Source organism: Candidatus Enterococcus testudinis, assembly GCF_002140915.1.
GTDB lineage: Bacteria > Bacillota > Bacilli > Lactobacillales > Enterococcaceae > Enterococcus_D > Enterococcus_D testudinis.
The window spans coordinates 427,264-445,133 of record NZ_NGKU01000001.1; the positions used below are offsets into that span (position 1 = coordinate 427,264).

Sequence of the window (17,870 nt, forward strand, 5' to 3'; positions counted from 1 at the left end):
CTGTTATAATGGCACATATGAAGGAAAGGTGAATAAAATGGTGTATTTAGACCACGCGGCAACAACGCCAATCCATCCTGAAGTAATCCAAGTGATGAGTGAAACGATGGCAACGATTTTTGGTAATCCATCCAGTATCCATCATTACGGTCGGGATGCCCACACAAAATTAGAAACTGCCCGACAAATCATCGCAGAGCAGTTAGGTGTCAAAGAACATGAGATTATTTTTAATAGTGGCGGAACAGAAAGCGACAATACAGCAATCATTGGAACGGCGCTCAGCAAGCAAGACCAAGGCAAACATATCATCACAACACAGATCGAACACCCGGCTGTTATCCAAAGCATGCAGTATTTGGAAACGTTGGGCTTTGAAGTGACCTATTTGCCCGTCGACCAGAAAGGGCAATTGGCAGTGTCAGATCTAGAAGCAGCCCTTTGCCCTGATACGATCCTCGTTTCGATCATGACCGCGAACAATGAGACCGGCAATATCTTGCCAATCGCAGCTATAGGAGAAGCCTTACGTGCACATCCAGCTGTATTTCATACAGATGCGGTACAAGCGTATGGGAAAATCCCCTTAAATATTGTTGAAAACGGCATTGATTTGTTGAGTATTTCTGCCCACAAAATCAATGGACCTAAAGGTGTGGGATTCCTTTACAAGCGTGACGGCATTTCATTGCCATCGTATATGCATGGTGGTGAACAAGAAGAAAAACGCCGTGCTGGCACAGAAAATCTGGTAGGAATCATGGGGATGGCCAAAGCCGCTTCTTTGTTGACAGATCAGGTACAACAAGAAAATACTGCCCACTATCAACATTTTGCCATTGCATTGCTCGACACGCTGCAAGCAAATGGCGTGACATATCAATTAAATGGCGATCCTGATAGTAAGCTGCCTCATATTCTCAATTTACGCTTTCCTGGGGTCAGCAGCGACCTGCTTTTGATGAAGCTAGACCTAAAAGGTGTCGCGATTTCAACGGGGAGTGCCTGTACGGCAGGCAATGTTGAACCTTCTCATGTATTGGAAGCCATGCTTGGCAAAGCGCATCCGGCTATTCGGGAGTCTGTTCGGATTAGTTTTGGGTTAGGCAACACAATGGTAGAAGTCCGACAATTTGCCGATCTATTGGCAAAAACAGTATTGGCCTCGAAAAAGTAAGAGTTCGACTGGCTTTCTTTTTGAAAACTATTTATAATAAAAGAAATGAGTTAAATGAGGTGGAAAAATGGCATTTGAAACAACGGGAACCGTCTTAGGTGCTGAAACGGTTTATCGATTAGCACCCGAAGCAAAACGCTATACGTTACGAGATAATGGCTTCACTGAAACAAACGGTGGAAATTTCCAATTGATCCGCGGATTAGAAGCAACACCCCAAAGCAAAGAAGGTTTTAAACTGAAAATCACGGTAGCCAAAGACATTCAAACATTCAAAATGTCAATCACCACAGCCAATGGCTTGAAAGCTGTCAATATTTTTAAAGATCCAAAACAAAAAATGCTGCAAGATAAATTTTACTTTTTGATGGACGGTTTTATTAGCCGTGGGTTATTTGAAAAAGTGTAAAACATACAGCGAAAGTGCATCGTTCTCTTCATTCTGCGGAATGGGCGCGATGCGCTTTTTTTGTATTTTTTGACTTTTCTTTTTATACTAGCCCTACCAAATAAGGTGCAATGGACTTTCAGCATCTTTTTCATCAAGAATTGATCAGAAAGAGGGATGACGTCATGAACAACGGTAGAATAAGCATCACACAAGAAACGATCGGCATGGGCACATGGCATATGGGAGATGAAGCCGTCAAGGAGCAAGCAGAGATTGAAGCGTTGCGAGCGGGAATCGACGGCGGGTTAGTTGTCATAGACACTGCAGAAATGTACGGTGAAGGCGCATCTGAGACATTAGTCGGCAAAGCCATTGCAGGTTATGACCGTAAAAATTTGTACTTAATTTCAAAAGTCTATCCATGGCATGCATCAAAAACGGCGCTGCCGCAAGCCTTGGATCGTACATTGGCACGATTAGGGACCGATTATGTGGATCTGTACTTGTTGCATTGGCCGGGAGATGTTCCTTTGGCAGAAACTGTTGCAGCAATGGAGACAGCCAAATCTACTGGGAAAATCCGCAATTGGGGCGTGTCAAATTTTGATGTGGCCGATATGCAAGCGTTGATGGAAGTACCAAATGGCGAACAGTGCGCCGCCAATCAAGTGTTATATAATCTAGGTGCTCGCGGCATCGAATATGACTTGATTCCTTGGCACAAAGAAGCCAAAATCCCTCTGATTGCCTATTCTCCCATCGCGCAAGGAGATAGTCGCGGCAATCATTTTCGCAATGATCCATTGTTGAAAGAATTGGCAGAAGCAAAAGAAGTATCTGTTTTTCAACTATTATTGGCTTGGACGATCCGCAGTGGGCAAATTATAGCGATTCCTCAAACCAGTGATGCACAGCATATGAGCGAGAATATCGAAGCGAAAGAGATTCAGTTTTCGCCAGAGGAGCTTGCGAAAATCGACACACAGTTTACCCCGCCCACGAAAAAACAGCCGCTAGACGTCATATAGGAAAGGAAAAAGCATGAACTTTTTTATAGCAGATACGCATTTTTTTCACGAAGCATTGCTAGGGGACAATGATTTTGCGCCGCGGCCATTTAGCAGCGTCGCGCAGATGCATCAAGTGATGATAGCAAGTTGGAATAAAGTGGTCGGTGAACAGGATACAGTCTATCATTTGGGAGATGTTGCGATGCATCCGTCTTATGAGAAAGGCTTTCCTGAAATCTTGGCATTGCTCAATCAGCTGCAAGGAAAGATTGTATTCATCAAAGGCAATCATGATACCCGTTCCTTCTTTCGTTATTTAAAGAACAACGATCCGAGACCTGCAGGCAACCCTAAATTTGCCTTTGAAGATGTGGGGGCATTGATCAAGTTCGATCATCAGCAATTTTTGATGACCCATTATCCCATGTTACTAGGCATTACCAAAAACAGTCGGAACCTCCATGGCCATATTCATCATCACAGTGTGCCGATCCCTGAGAATCTGAATGTCGGGGTCGATGCACCTGAGTTGGCCTTCCTGCCACAACCGCGTCCGTTTGGCCAACCAATCTCAGAAAATGAACTGACGAGATTGTATCAGCATAAAAAAGAAGCATTGGCGAAACTTTCTCACTGAGAATAACAACTACTGTGCAATTTTGGTACTTATTGGACGTATTTGTAAAAAGAGCAAACTCTTTGACAGCAAGCCTGTTGAAAAAGATTTGCTTTATTACAGAAAAAAGCTGATTCTCAAAAAATAATCAATTTCAAGAGTTATTATTTGATGATATTTTGAGAAATGTGTATGCTTTAAATATCAAGTAGCAAAGGAGGTAGCCAATGCGTAAGATTTCTAAAGTGATGTTTATTATCGGATTGTTATTATTGTTACTGCTCTTTTTCTTCGGCATGGTTGCGACGCAACAAGCAGTTCAATTGCCATTTTATCTGATACCGCTCGCGGAATATCCTTGGATCGGCTCTTCCATGAATATGTTCATCTTTTGGTTGTCAGCTGGATTTGCATGTTTTACGATCTTGGCGATCATCGTGGTCCTCTTTTTCCCAAAACGTTCAGACCGCTTGATCATCAAGCACAAAAATGGGCAATTGGAAATTCAAAAGAAAGCCTTGGAACACTTCATTGTACAAAAAGCTGAAGAAACAGATTTTATTCATCACCCTTCAGCAAAAATCAACATCGTGAAAAACAAAGTGTCTGTCAAATTGGATGGTGAAATGAAACAAACCACCGATATACCACAAAAACAGGAACGGTTAGTGACAGAAATCAGCACAAGTTTACAACAACTCTTCGGCATCGAAAGCAATGTCCAAACAGAGGTCATATTGAAAGATGCCGAAATAAAACCCACACCGCATCAACAGCCACGGGTGGTATAGGAGGAAAATGAAATGAATGAATGGTTCAGTCATTATAAAATTCCAACTATTTTTGCAGTGATGGGTTTGATTCTAGCGATTCTATTGATCACGATCGGCTTTTTGAAGACCTTATTGCTTTTGATATTCACTGCGTTAGGCACATACTTGGGGTTTTATCTAAAAGAAGTCGGTTTCTTTGAGCAATTTCAAAGACCGCAACGCTAAAATTTGGTAATATTATATTAATTTAAACAAGATATTAGGAGGAATGTACGATGGAAAACCAAACAAAACCAACAACAACAGGTGTTAAAGGAGAATTAACTTACGAAGATAAAGTGATTCAAAAAATCGTAGGCATTGCATTAGAATCTGTAGACGGTCTATTAACAGTTGACGGCGGCTTCTTCTCCAATATCGCTGGCAAATTAGTGAATACCGACGATGTCACTTCAGGAATCAATGTAGAAGTCGGCAAAAAACAAGTTGCGGTCGATTTAGACATCATTGCTGAATATGGCAGCGACATGACAACGATCTATGACAAAATCAAAGATGTTGTATCTACACAAGTCAACAAAATGACAAACTTAGATGTGATTGAAGTCAATGTGAATGTAGCGGATGTCAAAACCCGTGAACAATTCATCAAAGATTCAGAAACAGTCCAAGATAAAGTCAGCAGCGCTGCTGAAACAACTGGCGACTTTGCTTCTAAACAAGGACGCAAAGCCAAAGGTGCCTTCAACAGAACAACGACTAAGATTCAAGAAAACAACGAACCACGCGTTCAATAATAGAACCAAACCAAACGACCAGTCGCAGGACTGGTCGTTTTTTGTTGTGGAAACTATCCTATAGGCAGAACATTATTCCCAGCCAACTTTTTGAAAAGATTGCTTCATTTCTTTCTCGGTTACGATTGCTTGTTTGGTGAAATCTGCAAAACTGTCTTCGATGAGCCGTCGATCATGTGCAATACTGGTATTGTGGCAATCATTTAGCGAAAGTGCTTCTGATTTTATTTTATCTCTCATACCAGAAGCTTGTACGCCTGAATCCTTTAATTTGCCAGCGCTGAAGCCATGCTTGTTTTGTTCGGTCATTTCTTTCCTCCCTATCGATTTGATGTAAAAGTATTAGCATAAGTATAACTTTTGAAAACGCTTTTTTCCATACAGTAAGAGAATCATTAAAGAATAAGCAAGATGAACGAACTTCTCGTGAATTTTTTGAGATTTTGATGTATAATGCAAGATACTGAAAAGTTGCGACCTTCAAATCGTAGATGATTTCAGAATCTATAATTGAAATGATGGTGATTCAATCATGTCTAACGAAAACACCCGAGTGGTGGTTGGAATGAGCGGCGGGGTGGACTCGTCGGTAACAGCACTTTTGCTGAAAGAACAAGGGTATGATGTTGTCGGGATCTTTATGAAAAACTGGGATGATACCGATGAAAATGGTGTTTGTACCGCAACGGAAGATTATAAGGATGTCGCGAAAGTCGCGGCCCAAATTGGGATTCCTTATTACTCTGTCAATTTTGAAAAAGAATATTGGGATCGTGTCTTTGAATATTTCTTAGCAGAATATCGTGCCGGACGGACCCCAAACCCAGATGTGATGTGCAACAAAGAAATCAAATTCAAAGCCTTTTTGGATTACGCGATGGATCTTGGTGCAGACTATGTGGCTACCGGACATTATGCCCAAGTGACTGTAGATGAAAATGGCATGACGCATATGCTGCGAGGCGTGGATAACAATAAAGACCAAACGTATTTTTTAAGCCAATTGTCACAAGCACAACTGAGCAAAACGTTGTTTCCTTTAGGTGGTATGGAAAAATCTGACGTACGGGCTATCGCTGAACGTGCGGGATTGGCTACTGCCAAGAAAAAAGATTCAACGGGTGTCTGTTTTATTGGCGAAAAGAATTTCAAGCAATTTCTAAGCAACTATTTACCAGCCAAAAAAGGCAATATGGTGACATTAGACGGTGAAATCAAAGGACAACACGATGGCTTGATGTATTATACGATCGGTCAACGACAAGGCCTTGGTATTGGTGGCGGCGGTGCTACCCAAGAACCTTGGTTTGTGGTTGGGAAAGATTTAGCGACCAATACACTGTATGTTGGTCAAGGATTTCATCATCCAGCTTTGTACGCGGATCGGTTGGAAGCCAGTCAAATCCACTTTACAACCAGTATTGATCGAGGGACGACATTCAAATGTACTGCGAAGTTCCGCTATCGCCAACAAGACGTACCAGTGACGGTTCACCTGTTAGAGGGTGACCGTGCTGAAGTGGTGTTTGACGAACCAGTACGGGCAATCACTCCTGGTCAAGCAGTTGTCTTTTATGATGACATGGAATGTTTGGGCGGTGGCTTGATCGATGCAGCTTACAAAGAAGCCAAAGAATTACAATACGTATAATAGAAATGACCAGCAAAAAATTCATTGCTGGTCATTTTTTTTGTGTTGGATACGTGAAAATATAAAAAAAGTTTTCCTTTTTAAAATAAATCAATTTCAGTATTTTTTAATTCTATCTCTGTTATATTCACATTCGTTTTCTTCTGTGCTAGACTAAAGATAGAAATAAATAGCTGTAATCTTAAGTGGATAAAACCATATTCAAAAAAACGATGATTTTATGAATTCTTTAAAAGGTGTTTAATTGTTGAAACTTATTCCTTGCAAGTTTAGGTAAAAGTGACTATTATGGGAAAGGAATCGTGAGAGGAGCAATGGAATGTATCAAGTTGTAGTCATGTATGGGGACAATGAGCCGTGGTGGTTTTTTGAGGGATGGCAGTCAGATATTCAAGAATCGTTCACATTTGCGACCTTTAGCGAAGCAAAGTCATTTTACGAAAGTAAATGGCATGAAATCAGAAATGATTATTCTCACAAAAATGCAAAATCAAACTTTATGACGGCTTTTTGGAATGAAGAAGATGAACGCTGGTGCGAAGAATGCGACGATTACCTTCAACAATATATTGGGTTAGCACTACTCAAAGAATATCAACAAGTCGTCGACGAAAGCGAGAAAGATTTTTATGAAACAACTAATTCTAGCGGAAAAGCCAAGCGTTGCCAAAGACCTCAGCAAAGTTTTGGGCTGTGAGCAAAAACATAAAAACTATTACGAAGGACCCAAGGTAATTGTCACTTGGGCCCTTGGTCATTTATTGGGCTTGAAAATGCCTGAAGATCTAAATAAGGACTGGGCCACTTGGCAAATGGACACGCTGCCAATGATTCCAAAAAATATCGGTATCAAGCCATTGCCTAAAACTGGACACCAACTAAAAGCAATCAAACAACTGGCACAACGTAAAGATGTGTCAGAAGTTGTGATTGCGACAGATGCCGGACGGGAAGGCGAGTTGGTGGCACGCTGGATTCTTGAGTGGGTCCGTTTTGACAAGCCAGTCAAACGTTTATGGATTTCTTCGCAAACACCGAAGGCCATCAAAGACGGATTTGCCAAATTGCAACCAGCTAAGAACTACGATAATCTCTACCATTCAGCACTTGCCCGAGCAAAAGCCGATTGGTTGGTGGGTCTGAATGTGACACGAGCAATGACAGTCAAATATCAAGACAATTTAAGTGCGGGTCGTGTTCAAACACCGACCTTAGCTTTGGTGCGGGATCAAGAAACAAAAATTGAAGGGTTCCGTCCGCAAAGTTACCATGTGATCAATTTAACGGTTGGAGAGGCCAAAGCAAAACTCCAATTGAAAAATCCATATCAATTGAAAGAACGAAGCGACGCCGAAGCGTTAGTCAAATCAATGAGCCAGCACAATGGCCGTGTCACTGCCATTGATGAAAAAATCAAAACGGAATCAGCGCCATTGCCTTATGATTTAACTGAAATTCAACGTGAAGCCAATCAGCGGTTTGATTTTTCCGCGAAAAAGACCTTGTCCTTGGTACAAAGTTTGTATGAAGTCCACAAAATCGTGACCTATCCGCGGACGGATTCTAAATATTTGACCAATGATATGAAATCAACCATGAAAGAACGTCTGCAAGCTGTGGCTGATTTTGCGCCTGAAGTCAAAAGCTATATTAAAAATGGGGCGATCGTCCAACAACAAGCAGTCTTCAATGACAAAAAAGTCAGTGACCACCATGCATTGTTGCCAACCGAACAACGGGCCCGCTATGAAAAACTATCCAACGACGAACAGCGCATCTATCAGATGATCGTAGCACGTTTCTTGATGTTGTTTGCCAAACCCCATAAAAAACAACAACAGAAAGTGACTGTGTCATTTGGTCAAGAAACGTTTGTCTTTACCCACAATACGATTCTGGAAGCTGGCTGGAAAACGACCAGTGATGAGGAAACGCAAGCAATGGCTTGGCAAAAGGATCATACCGTCAAACCCGTGTTTACTATTCAAAAAGAACTGACAACACCACCGAAACCATTAAATGAAGGTACACTGCTAGGCAAGATGGAAAAACATAGTCTAGGTACACCAGCAACAAGAGCCGAGATCATTGAAAAACTGATCAAATCTGAATTGATGGAACGTACGCCAAGTGGTTTGCAAGTATCGCCGAAAGGCAAGCAATTGCTGGTCTTGGTCAATCCTTCATTGGTAACGCCAGAACTGACAGAAAAATGGGAGAAAGAACTTGAATCTATTGCTAAAGGCAATTATTCGGCGCAAACATTTCTTGCCCAAATCGAAGCAGATACCACACAATTGGTCAAAGAAATCAAGCAAAGCGAAAGCAAGTATCAAGACTTCTCATTAACACAGAAAAAATGTCCAGAATGTGGTGAACCTTTGCGGGAAAAGAGTACCCGAGATGGCAAAATCTATGTTTGTTCAAGCAGTACTTGTAAATACCGACGTCGGAAAGATCCGAAAGTATCAAATCATCGCTGTCCGCAATGTCATCGGAAGATGGAAATCATTGATGGCCAAAAAGGCTCTTACTTCCGCTGCAAATTTGACGGCACGACAGAAAAAATGGCAGACAAAAAAGAGCGTAGCAAAAAATTGACCAAACATGAAGAGCGTCGATTGATGAATAAAATCAACCAAGAAGAACCACAAGAAAGTCCGTTGGCTGCAGCATTGAAAGCAGCGATGGAGAAGGAATAAGCAAGTCAAAGAACCTCAAAACAGTGATTTTGAGGTTTTTTTTGGTCCAGATGTAGAAATACTTTTCAGTACAATAGAAGGAATGAGGTTAAATATTAATTGTTTCCATTATACTGGATGAAATTGTTTAAAAATTGGTCTGTTTCCAGTATAATGGAAATAAGAGGTGGTCATATGATAACCAGAAAAAATTATTTAGCAGCGATTATTCCATTTATTGATACAGAACTGATCAAAGTAATGACAGGTGTCAGACGATCTGGTAAGTCTATTATGTTAGAGGTGATTCAAGATTATTTGCGCGTTAAGGGGATAAAGGAAGAACAATTTATTCGTATAAATTTTGAGGAATTATTTTTTGAACAGTATCTTGACTATCATGCGTTAAATGATTATATCGAAGAGAAAATAGCCAACATGCACGGCAAAGCTTATATATTTCTCGATGAAATCCAAGAAGTCGATCAATTTGAAAAAGTCATAAATTCCCTTCGTGCAACGCATAAAGAACAAGTGGATATCTATATTACTGGTTCAAATGCCAAATTATTGTCTGGAGAATTAGCGACACTGATCAGTGGGCGCTATGTCCAATTTGATATATATCCTTTTAAATTTTCAGAGTATGTTGAAGGCCGACGCAGTATTGGAGATACAAGGAATGATCAAGCGCTGTTTCAGGCCTATTTAGTTGAAGGTGGCATGCCATTTCCAGTTTTTCAAAACTTTCATTATCGTGATCGACTGAATTATTTGAGTGATGTCTATAATTCGATTATGTTAAAAGATATTATCGAAAGGGAAACAATCAGAGAACCTGAAATATTAAGAAGATTGTTGAATTATGTTTTAGGAAATATTGGGCGCACCTTTTCAGCGCACTCAGTCACCAAATATTTCAAGAATGAAGGGTTGAAGGTATCACCGACAACAATTCTCAATTATTTAGGATTTGCAACAGATGCTTATGCCATTATTCCCTTGAGAAGATATGATATACAGGGAAAACGATTCTTGGCTTCTCAAGAAAAGTATTATGTTGTGGATCACGGGTTGAGACAAGCAATCATTGGCAGAAATGAAGAAGATATCGAGCTTATATTGGAAAATATTGTTTTACTGGAGTTGATGGCACGTGGATATGACGTGTCTGTCGGGAAAACCAATCACTTTGAGGTCGACTTTATTGCAAAACGTCAATTAGAAACTAGGATCGATTGCAAATATATTCAGGTAAGCTACTTGCTCGCATCACCCGAAACACGTGCGCGAGAATTTCGACCTTTAAAGGAGATTGCAGACAACTACGAGAAGCTCGTCTTAACACTGGATTCTTTCACTAGCGATCTAGATGGAATCGCTCATGTCAATCTAATTGAATGGTTATTGGCTGAAGAGGTGTAATTACTTGGTTTATAAACGTGATAGATTTGAAACGATAGACCCAAAAAGAGACAGCCATCTGACTGTCTCTTTTTGGGGGATACAAATAAGGAATAAAAGTGGATATTAGTTAAATGCGACTGCCTAGGGGGCAAATCCGAGAACAGCGCACGGTAACTACAAATTAAGGTAATGTGATGACATTTTCTGAATCTTTGTCAAAGAAGTGGGCTTTGTTGATATTGAATGCCAAATCAACTGTTTCGCCTGGGCGATGGAAATCGCGGGCATCTACTTTGGAAATAAATTCAGTGGCACCAACTTTTGTATAAAGCATTGTTTCAGCACCAAGTAATTCTGATACAACCACTTCAGCACGAACCGTTGCTTCTGGAGATGTTTCTAATGCGATTTGCTCGCTGTGAATATCTTCTGGACGGATACCGAAGACCAACTCTTTGCCTTCATATCCTTTTTCAACTAGCACTTTGTTTTTTCCTTCTGGGATACGTAAGTTCAAACTTTGGCCATCTGAGATCATACCATTGTTCAACGTAACATTGAAGAAGTTCATTGCTGGTGATCCGATAAATCCGGCTACAAACATGTTTTTCGGCGTGTTGTACACTTCTTTTGGAGAACCGATTTGTTGAATGAAACCGTCTTTCATGATAACGATTCGGTCAGCCATGGTCATCGCTTCTGTTTGGTCATGGGTTACGTAGATGGTTGTTGTTTCCAAGCGTTGGTGCAATTTCGCAATTTCTGCACGCATCGCAACACGCAATTTCGCATCCAAGTTGGATAAAGGCTCATCCATCAAGAAGACTTTCGCATCACGCACGATCGCACGTCCTAAGGCTACCCGTTGCCGTTGTCCACCTGAAAGAGCAGCTGGTTTACGTTCTAAGTATTCAGTCAAACCTAAGATCTCAGCAGCATTTTCAACACGCTTTTTGATTTCTTCCTTGTCATATTTACGTAGTTTCAATCCAAATGCCATATTATTGAATACAGTCATATGTGGATACAAAGCGTAGTTCTGGAATACCATGGCGATATCACGGTCTTTAGGGGCAACATCGTTCATGACTTTGCCGCCAATGCTCAATTCACCTTCAGAAATATCTTCCAATCCGGCGATCATACGCAATGTAGTTGATTTCCCACAACCGGACGGACCAACAAAAACAATAAACTCGCGGTCTGCGATATCTAAGTTAAAATCTGTTACAGAATAATTATCATTGTTGTCATATTTTTTGTGAATACTTTTTAAGGCCATTTCTACCATTCGGATTACCTCTTTCGATTTAGTTTACATGCTTATCATAAATGAAAACGCTTCTATTGGACAACGTAAATATGCACAAGAAAAAAAGCGTTTTCTTGTGCATATTGTCTAGTCTGTATGTGCAGAAAATGTTTGACACAAAAAATAGCAAAGCAACAGATCATCCATCCCTTTCAGATTCAAGTTGGTGAGAGTTTGGAATTTATCGATTTTGTATAGCAGCGAGTTGCGATGCATGAACAAAGCTTTGGCTGTCGAACTGGCATTTCCTTGATGATGCCACAAAGAACGTATAATGGTTTCAGTCTCTTCTTCGAACCAATCCAAATAGAGAGTTCTGAGCAATGAAAGATAAGGTGCGGCACCGGAAATAAATAGGGTGGTCAGTGCTTTGGGTAGATCAATACTTTTTTGCTGACCGCGGGTGTGTAAGACTTCTTGGTAAAAATGAGATTCTTCCTCCCATAAGAGGGTGAAGTCATGTGTCGATTGATGGAAAGGACCAACAAATAGCTGCGAATAACAGTCGAAATCCATATCTAATGCAACAAATAATCCGTCTAAATCTTCCACGCGGAGATTTTCTCCGTTATGGGCTTCAATGATGACTGCTTGATTGTCATATATAAAGAATAAGTCAACGACAGATGGCAGCATCTGACGGATCTCTGCCAACCATTCTGATTGCAGACCATCAATTGATTTTGTGAAGTGAACGTGCAAAAAACGATAGGCGCCAACATCTGGAATGGGCTGGTGTTCGAATAGAATCGCATACCAAGGATGCGCACGATGATCGACCGTTTTTTGGGAATCGCCATCGCGTAATTGCAGCAATAATGATTCTTTTTTACTTAAAGTTTCCTTAGGCAGCCAGATGAATTGTTGTCCAAAAGGAATCGATAGTATTGTTTGATCGTTGGCAACAGTGGCATGCAGTGTGGCTTCAGGAAAATGATGTTTGACTTCTTGAAACGAATGAATGGCAAATGACCTCCTTTGATGAACACGATTTATTTTAGTATAGCACGTTCTCAAACGATCACGACACCTATTTTGATCTTAATGTGTCCTTTCTGTGCAAATAATGATTGACAAGAAAGCGCATTCTTGTTATCGTAGATGTACGGACAACTTTTGAAAGATGTGATTATTATGGCGAATAAGTACGAACAACTTGCGGATATATTACGGGAACATATTCGGTTGGGAACCTACCAAGAAGGAGATGCCATTCCTTCTGAGGCAACATTACAAGAAGAATTTCAATTTAGTCGGCATACAGTACGGCAAGCAATCGCTGTGTTGGTCAATGAAGGATACTTGCGTAAGGAACGTGGCTCTGGGACCTACGTATCCAAACCTGCGTCACTCAATCAACCGAGTCGCAAAACGATTGGCATCATGATGACGTATCTATCGGATTACATTTTTCCCTCGATTATGCGGGGTGTTGAACAAACGTTGAGAGAACAAGGCTATTCGTTACTGCTGGGTTCCACCAATAATGACCATGAGCAAGAGCGGGCCTGTCTACAGCAAATGATGGATCAAGGTGTAGATGGTTTGATCGTGGAGCCGACAAAAAGCAATCAATATAATCCGAACTTGGCGTATTATGCAGCATTGAAGGAAAGTGGTATTCCAGTCGTGATGATCAATGCATACTATGAAGAACTGGAACTGCCTCATATTTGTGTCAATGATACAAAATCGGGTTTCCTAGCGACAGATCAGCTATTGCAGCAAGGTCACTCCCACTTGATGATGATCACCAAAATCGATGATCTGCAAGGGAAATATCGGCTAAAAGGATTCGTCAAAGCCTTGACCAACGCCAAATGTACCTTTGCGGCCGAAGATGTACTGACGTATACGACACAAACAAAGGAAGATGTGATCAAGCAAGCCACAGCACAATTGATGGAAGCTGACAATCAAGTGACAGGTGTTGTTTGCTACAATGATGAGATTGCCCAACGCTTGATTCAAGAATTGACAGCTGCCGGGAAACGAGTACCTGAAGATGTCTCAATTATAGGCAATGATGATTCTCCATTAAGTACACTATCTGTACCGGCAATCACAACATTGACCCACCCGAAAGAAGCGATGGGAGAACTGGCGGCCCAATGGGTCATTACAGGGAAATCCGCGGATACTGACGCGTTTTATTTTGAACCGGACTTGATTGTCCGTGATTCAGCAACCAAATATAAAGGAGTGTAATTCTGATGACAGAGCGCATGCAACAAGCCATCAAAGAAGGACGAACGTCACTAGGGATCGAGTTAGGATCGACACGCATCAAAGCAGTTCTGATCGATGATCAATTTCAAACGATCGCTTCTGGTAGTTTCGAGTGGGAAAACCAACTGGCAGATGGGATTTGGACGTACAGCATAGAGGCAGTATGGCAAGGGATCCAAGCGAGCTATCTTGCATTAAAAGAGACGGTTCAATCAACCTATGGGGTTCCTTTGGTCACTATCGGTACGATTGGCTTTTCCGCAATGATGCACGGGTATTTGGCATTTGATGCAGAGGATCACTTGTTGGTGCCTTTTCGGACGTGGCGCAATGCGATCACAGAAGAAGCAGAGCAACAATTGACCGCATTGTTTCAATACACGATTCCACAGCGTTGGAGTATTGCACACCTGTATCAAGCCGTTTTGAACCGAGAAAGCCATGTAGCTGACGTTGCCTTCTTTACCACCTTGGCAGGGTATGTACATTGGCAGTTGACCGGTGAAAAAGTGATTGGCATCGGAGATGCATCGGGGATGTTTCCTATCGATAGCCGGACAAAAGATTTTGATGAATCAAAACTGGCACAATTTGATACTCAGATTGCGGCATTTGATCAGCCTTGGCACGTAAGAGAGATTTTGCCCCAAGTACTGGTTGCTGGAAGTATAGCGGGCCATTTAACTGATGCGGGTGCTTTATTACTCGATCCTTCAGGTGATTTGGCTGCAGGTATTCCGCTATGTCCGCCAGAAGGAGATGCAGGGACTGGGATGGTAGCGACGAATAGTGTGGCACCCAAGACAGGCAATGTTTCAGCTGGTACCTCGGCATTCGCGATGATCGTTTTAGAAGAGCCGTTAAAACAGGTGCATCCGGAAATCGATACGGTGACAACACCAGCCGGTGATTTGGTCGCAATGGTTCATACGAACAACTGTACCTCTGAAATCAATGCTTGGGTCAATTTGTTCAAGGAATTTACGGCTGCTGCCGGGATAGATTATTCTGTTGAAGACATATTTTCTCTTTTGTTCAACGAGGCATTGAAAGGGGATCCATCCTGCGGCGGATTGCTTTCTTACGGCTATTATTCAGGGGAAAACATTACCAAAATCGCGGAAGGGCGGCCTCTTTTTGTTCGGTCTCCTGAGAGCGCCTTCACATTACCGAACTTTATGCGTCTGCATCTATACAGTGCCTTTGGGGCCATGAAAATCGGTATGAAGATTCTCGAAGCTGAAGATGTAGCGATTGAGCGAATCGTAGGCCACGGCGGGATTTTCAAAACACCTGAAGTCGCACAACGCCTATTGGCTGCAGTGATGGAAGCACCTGTTACAGTGATGGAGACCGCTGGCGAGGGTGGCGCGTGGGGTATTGCGCTTCTGGCTGAATACCTCAGATGTCATGCAGATCAGCCACTTGATGTGTTCTTGGATGAAATCGTTTTCCGAGATGACGCTGGTACCACATTGGCACCATTGCCAGCAGATATTGAAGGATTTGGCACTTTTGTTGATCGTTATCAAGCTGGCTTGCCAATCGAACAAGCAGCAATCGATCATCTTATTTAAAAGAAAGAAGGGGTTTCTGTGCTAGAACAGTTAAAAGAAGAAGTGTTTCAAGCCAACTTAGATTTGCCTAAACAAGGGTTGATCAAATACACATGGGGCAATGTATCTGCAGTGGATCGAGCACGTGGTCTGTTTGTGATCAAACCCAGTGGTGTGGACTATGAAACCATGCAAGCCAGTGACATGGTCGTGTGCGACTTTGATGGCAATATTATTGAGGGGAACATGAACCCATCGTCTGATACACCGACGCATGCAGTCTTATACAAATCATTTCCAGAAATCGGCGGAATCGTTCATACCCATTCCACTTGGGCCACGAGTTGGGCGCAATCGGGGATCGATTTGCCGGCGATGGGTACGACCCATGCAGATACCTTTTATGGTGCAGTACCATGTGCACGCTTTTTGACGCAAAAGGAAATTGATGACGGGTACGAAGCGGAAACTGGTCATGTCATTGTAGGCACATTCAAGGAACGTGGAATCAAACCATTGGAGATTCCCGGGGTCTTGTTACATGGCCATGGACCCTTTACATGGGGGAAAGATGCCAAATCCGCGGTGATGAATGCGGTTGTCTTGGAAGAAGTTGCCAAAATGAACGTCATTACTAGACAGCTGAATAGTTACGCTACAGAGTTGCCACAGCGGATTTTGGATAAACACTATTTAAGAAAACATGGAAAAAATGCCTATTACGGGCAAAATAAGTAAGAAGGAGCACATAACAATGTTAGAAATCGGGAAAAAAGAATTTTGGTTTGTCGTAGGCTCGCAACATTTATATGGAGAAGAAGCGTTAAGTGAGGTCAAAGCCCACGCAGATGAAATGGTCAAACATTTGAATGACAGCAATACATTGCCTTACCCAGTCGTCTTGCAAGAATTAGCCGTGACACCGGAGACTATCACCAAAATCATGAAAGAAGTCAATTACCGAGATGAAGTAGCTGGTGTGATCACATGGATGCATACATTTTCACCTGCGAAGATGTGGATTCGCGGCACCAAATTATTGCAAAAACCATTGCTTCATCTGGCGACGCAATACAACGAACGTATTCCATGGGAAACCATTGACATGGACTTTATGAATCTGAATCAAGCGGCTCATGGTGATCGGGAGTATGGCTTCATCAATGCCCGTTTGAAAAAACAAAACAAGATCGTTGTTGGTTATTGGAAAAATGAACACATCCAAAAGGAAATCGCTGCTTGGATGGATACAGCCGTTGCCTATAATGAAAGCTTTCAAATCAAAGTTGCGCGTTTTGGTGACAACATGCGCAATGTTGGTGTCACTGAAGGGGATAAGGTCGAAGCACAAATCCAATTTGGCTGGACTGTCGATTACTTTGGCATAGGAGATTTGGTCCACTATATTGATGCAGTAACGGAGGAAGAAGTCACTGCTCTATTCACGGAATATCGTGATCTATACGACTTCGACTATGTTGCGTATGACCATCAGAAATGGGAAGACCATGTCAAAGTCCAAGCCAAACAAGAGATTGGCTTGCGTCGTTTCTTAGAAGCTGGGGGGTATACCGCATTCACAACCAACTTCGAAGATCTCTATGGCATGCAGCAATTGCCAGGTTTAGCTGTGCAACGTTTGATGGCAGAAGGATATGGTTTTGCGGGAGAAGGTGACTGGAAAACAGCTGCGATCGATCGCTTGTTGAAAATCATGGCCCACAATCAAGCCACAGGATTTATGGAAGATTATACCTACGAACTAACAGAAGGCAAGGAAGCAATCTTGCAATCGCATATGATGGAAGTCGATCCTGTTTTGGCCGTCAATAAACCAAAAATCGTCGTTTCTCCATTGTCAATGGGAGATCGCGAAGATCCAGCGCGTCTGGTCTTTGACGGGCAAGGTGGTGCCGGTGTGGTTGTATCGATGGCAGACTTTGGGACCCACTATAAGTTGCTAATCAATGAAGTGGATGCCTTTGAGCCTAAAGAAGAAGCACCAAAATTACCTGTAGCCCGTGTCATGTGGACACCACGACCAAACTTCCATGAAGGAATCAAACAATGGATCGAAACAGGTGGCGGTCATCATACCGTTGTATCACTCGTGTTGACGTCCGACCAAATCGAAACATGGGCGAAGCTTGTAGGATTGGAATATGTGACCATTAAATAATCTACGGACTGGCAAGATTTCTTGCCAGTTTTTCATTTCTAATAGGCTAGACAGCAATCAGCAAAATTGACTTTTATTTTCGTCGCGCATA

Annotated in this window: 18 protein-coding genes; 15 read left to right on the forward strand and 3 right to left on the reverse strand. The window is 42.0% G+C overall.

Annotated features, from left to right (window positions below):
* The first annotated feature begins 37 nt into the window (after positions 1-37).
* From A5886_RS02165 to A5886_RS02195, 7 genes are all read left to right on the forward strand, one after another.
* The gene (locus A5886_RS02165; protein ID WP_086273425.1) at positions 38-1,177 is read left to right on the forward strand and encodes a cysteine desulfurase family protein; all 1,140 of its coding nucleotides are present in this window, start codon (positions 38-40) and stop codon (positions 1,175-1,177) included.
* Positions 1,178-1,244: 67 nt separating this feature from the next.
* Positions 1,245-1,586, forward strand: coding sequence for a DUF1831 domain-containing protein (locus A5886_RS02170; protein WP_086273426.1), 342 nt, complete (start codon positions 1,245-1,247; stop codon positions 1,584-1,586).
* Positions 1,587-1,750: 164 nt separating this feature from the next.
* Positions 1,751-2,596, forward strand: coding sequence for an aldo/keto reductase (locus A5886_RS02175; RefSeq protein ID WP_086273427.1), 846 nt, complete (start codon positions 1,751-1,753; stop codon positions 2,594-2,596).
* Positions 2,597-2,609: 13 nt separating this feature from the next.
* Positions 2,610-3,215, forward strand: a complete 606-nt coding sequence (locus A5886_RS02180) for a metallophosphoesterase (RefSeq protein ID WP_086273428.1) — start codon at positions 2,610-2,612, stop codon at positions 3,213-3,215.
* Positions 3,216-3,421: 206 nt separating this feature from the next.
* Positions 3,422-3,985: an alkaline shock response membrane anchor protein AmaP gene (amaP, locus tag A5886_RS02185; protein WP_086273429.1), complete on the forward strand. Its 564-nt coding sequence runs from the start codon at positions 3,422-3,424 to the stop codon at positions 3,983-3,985.
* Positions 3,986-3,997: 12 nt separating this feature from the next.
* Entirely contained in the window at positions 3,998-4,192 is a 195-nt protein-coding gene (locus A5886_RS02190; RefSeq protein ID WP_086273430.1) for a DUF2273 domain-containing protein, read from the forward strand.
* A gap of 50 nt (positions 4,193-4,242) precedes the next feature.
* Positions 4,243-4,764 (forward strand): Asp23/Gls24 family envelope stress response protein, encoded by a 522-nt coding sequence (locus A5886_RS02195; protein ID WP_086273431.1) that lies wholly within the window; start codon positions 4,243-4,245, stop codon positions 4,762-4,764.
* Between the two features lie 72 nt (positions 4,765-4,836).
* Here A5886_RS02195 and A5886_RS02200 read toward each other — a convergent pair whose 3' ends face one another.
* Positions 4,837-5,073, reverse strand: coding sequence for a hypothetical protein (locus A5886_RS02200; protein WP_086273432.1), 237 nt, complete (start codon positions 5,071-5,073; stop codon positions 4,837-4,839).
* A 223-nt stretch (positions 5,074-5,296) separates the two neighbouring features.
* Here A5886_RS02200 and mnmA point away from each other — a divergent pair, with 223 nt between their 5' ends.
* From mnmA to A5886_RS02220, 4 genes are all read left to right on the forward strand, one after another.
* The gene (gene mnmA / locus A5886_RS02205; RefSeq protein ID WP_086273433.1) at positions 5,297-6,415 is read left to right on the forward strand and encodes a tRNA 2-thiouridine(34) synthase MnmA; all 1,119 of its coding nucleotides are present in this window, start codon (positions 5,297-5,299) and stop codon (positions 6,413-6,415) included.
* Between the two features lie 319 nt (positions 6,416-6,734).
* Entirely contained in the window at positions 6,735-7,112 is a 378-nt protein-coding gene (locus tag A5886_RS02210) for a DUF1033 family protein (RefSeq protein WP_086273434.1), read from the forward strand.
* Complete coding sequence (locus A5886_RS02215; protein ID WP_086273435.1) at positions 7,045-9,117, forward strand: DNA topoisomerase III; 2,073 nt, start codon at positions 7,045-7,047, stop codon at positions 9,115-9,117. Before A5886_RS02210 ends, A5886_RS02215 begins: the two co-directional genes overlap by 68 nt.
* 174 nt (positions 9,118-9,291) lie before the next feature.
* On the forward strand, positions 9,292-10,521 hold the full coding sequence (locus A5886_RS02220; RefSeq protein WP_086273436.1) for an ATP-binding protein: 1,230 nt from the start codon (positions 9,292-9,294) through the stop codon (positions 10,519-10,521).
* Positions 10,522-10,684: 163 nt separating this feature from the next.
* Here the strand turns inward: A5886_RS02220 and A5886_RS02225 are convergent, their stop codons facing one another.
* Positions 10,685-11,794, reverse strand: a complete 1,110-nt coding sequence (locus tag A5886_RS02225) for an ABC transporter ATP-binding protein (protein ID WP_086273437.1) — start codon at positions 11,792-11,794, stop codon at positions 10,685-10,687.
* 108 nt (positions 11,795-11,902) lie between these two features.
* Positions 11,903-12,832 (reverse strand): helix-turn-helix domain-containing protein, encoded by a 930-nt coding sequence (locus A5886_RS02230; RefSeq protein ID WP_256926118.1) that lies wholly within the window; start codon positions 12,830-12,832, stop codon positions 11,903-11,905.
* Between the two features lie 84 nt (positions 12,833-12,916).
* Between A5886_RS02230 and A5886_RS02235 the strand changes: the two genes are divergently transcribed.
* Genes A5886_RS02235 through araA form a run of 4 tightly spaced genes read left to right on the forward strand, consistent with a single transcriptional unit; the run spans position 12,917 to position 17,779 of the window.
* Positions 12,917-14,023, forward strand: a complete 1,107-nt coding sequence (locus tag A5886_RS02235) for a GntR family transcriptional regulator (protein ID WP_086273438.1) — start codon at positions 12,917-12,919, stop codon at positions 14,021-14,023.
* Positions 14,024-14,028: 5 nt separating this feature from the next.
* Positions 14,029-15,621, forward strand: coding sequence for a xylulokinase (locus A5886_RS02240; protein WP_086273439.1), 1,593 nt, complete (start codon positions 14,029-14,031; stop codon positions 15,619-15,621).
* 18 nt (positions 15,622-15,639) lie between these two features.
* Entirely contained in the window at positions 15,640-16,338 is a 699-nt protein-coding gene (locus tag A5886_RS02245) for an L-ribulose-5-phosphate 4-epimerase (protein WP_086273440.1), read from the forward strand.
* Positions 16,339-16,354: 16 nt separating this feature from the next.
* Positions 16,355-17,779 carry an L-arabinose isomerase gene (araA, locus tag A5886_RS02250; protein ID WP_086273441.1) on the forward strand — a complete coding sequence of 475 codons (1,425 nt, stop codon included), beginning with the start codon at positions 16,355-16,357 and terminating at the stop codon, positions 17,777-17,779.
* Positions 17,780-17,870 lie beyond the last annotated feature (91 nt).